2 protein-coding genes are annotated in these 1,674 nt (G+C 50.3%); both read left to right on the top strand.

The window, feature by feature from the left end; genetic code table 11:
• Positions 1 to 239 (top strand): tyrosine-type recombinase/integrase (locus tag ADK28_RS11855; protein WP_048795742.1); only part of this gene is annotated, 239 nt, incomplete at its 5' end.
• Between the two features lie 408 nt (positions 240 to 647).
• Positions 648 to 1,604 carry a plasmid segregation protein ParM domain-containing protein gene (gene parM, locus ADK28_RS11850; protein WP_048795741.1) on the top strand — a complete coding sequence of 319 codons (957 nt, stop codon included), beginning with the start codon at positions 648 to 650 and terminating at the stop codon, positions 1,602 to 1,604.
• Positions 1,605 to 1,674 lie beyond the last annotated feature (70 nt).

Below are 1,674 nucleotides of genomic sequence, written 5' to 3'. Positions count from 1 at the left end.
GCATCGGTTATGATGGCAAGGCTACCGGCCACGGCTTCAGGCACACCATGAGTACTATTTTGCATGAGCAGGGGTTTAACTCGGCATGGATCGAAATGCAGCTTGCTCACGTGGATAAGAACAGTATCCGCGGAACTTACAATCATGCCCAATACCTTGATAACCGACGTGAAATGATGCAATGGTACGCAGACTACATTGACAATCTTGCTACCGGCACAGCAAAGAAAATAGCGTAATACCTGGATGCTCAACCTTCGCGGTTGGGCGTTCGCCATTCCATAGCTGCACTTTAACTTCCCCTCAAATATCCCCCCTGTACTTCACTTTAAATAAGCCTTGATTTTATTTAATCAGAAACCTGATGTGAGCAATTCTCTGTATCGGGCCGTGCAGTAATTTCTCGACGCTTATTTCCTGAATCTTGTGTAGCAATTCGCATTTACTCATCCTATACAGGAAACAGACCAGATGAAAAAATTTCTCATCTTTGTCTTACTGGCAGCGCTGCCTTTTCTCATTGAGCGCCTGCTGGCACTGATTCATCTCATCGTACTCTCAGTTCTGACTCAATAATCGCCCTTCGCGCCTCTGACAACGCAGGACGGCTCAATCTCAATTCACATTTGACTCAACTAAGGTGCAACATGCGCATTTATATCGACGATGGTTCGACCCATATCAAAATGCTGTGGGAGCAGTACGGCAGGACCTTTACTCACCTCAGTCCCAATAGCTTCAGACGAGGATGGTCAGCCACGTTTGGCAGCAGTAAACCGTTTAACTACACAGCCAGCAATGAGAAGTATTCGTTCGACCTTATTTCCCCCGATTCCCTCACAACCAGCAATATCGAATGGCAGTACAGCCCGCTCAATGCCGTCGCTGTACATCATGCCTTACTGACCAGCGGCCTTACGCCGCAGTGCGTGGATATCGTGGTGACGCTGCCGCTGGCGGAGTTCTATGACGAAGACGCGCAGTACCGATTGGATAACATTGAGCGCAAGAAACAGAGCCTGTTACAATCTGTGGAACTGAATAACGGTCACGTCTTTACCATCACCCGCGTTACCGTACGCCCGGAGTCCATTCCTGCCGGGATTGCGCTGTGCGATCAACTCTCGTCCTCTAACTCAGTGCTGATTGTTGATCTCGGGGGAACAACGCTGGATATCTCGCAGGTGGCAGGCCAGATGTCTTCGGTGTCGCGTATCTGTGGCGATCCGGCATTAGGTGTATCACTGGTGACCGACGAGGTACAGCAGGCGTTACGCAAAGCCGGTATGGCACTATCCCGTTACAATGTGGAGCGATTGATTATCAAGCGCTTCGACGATACGTACCTGGCGAACAATATCAACGACCCGCGTGCTATCGATGGCATAAAGCAGGCAATCCACAGCGGTATCGCGCGTTACCAGACGCGGGTGCTGGAAACAATAGATCGCTTTAAAGGTTATACCCACGTCGCGGTGGTTGGCGGTGGAGCCTGTCTGCTGGCGGATGCCATTCGTACTCACGTTAACCTGCGCGAAGACCGTTTCTTTGTGGCACAAGAGCCGCAGTTTGCACTGGTACATGGCCTAAGAGCCCTTGGCTAACGGAGGTGGCAATGACTCGCAGAAAGGTACTGATTTATCGTAAGCACGCGGTGAACTCACATTGTTAATC

The sequence above is a fragment of the Serratia sp. 506_PEND genome, assembly GCF_001076875.1.
GTDB classification, from domain to species: Bacteria; Pseudomonadota; Gammaproteobacteria; order Enterobacterales; family Enterobacteriaceae; genus Serratia; species Serratia marcescens.
The sequence above is the reverse complement of the archived record's forward strand: the minus strand, read 5'-3'. Positions and strand labels throughout refer to the sequence as shown.

Coding starts and splice junctions, on each gene's coding strand:
- parM (WP_048795741.1), top strand. CDS start 648: ATGCGCATTTATATCGACGATGGTTCGACCCATATCAAAATGCTGTGG.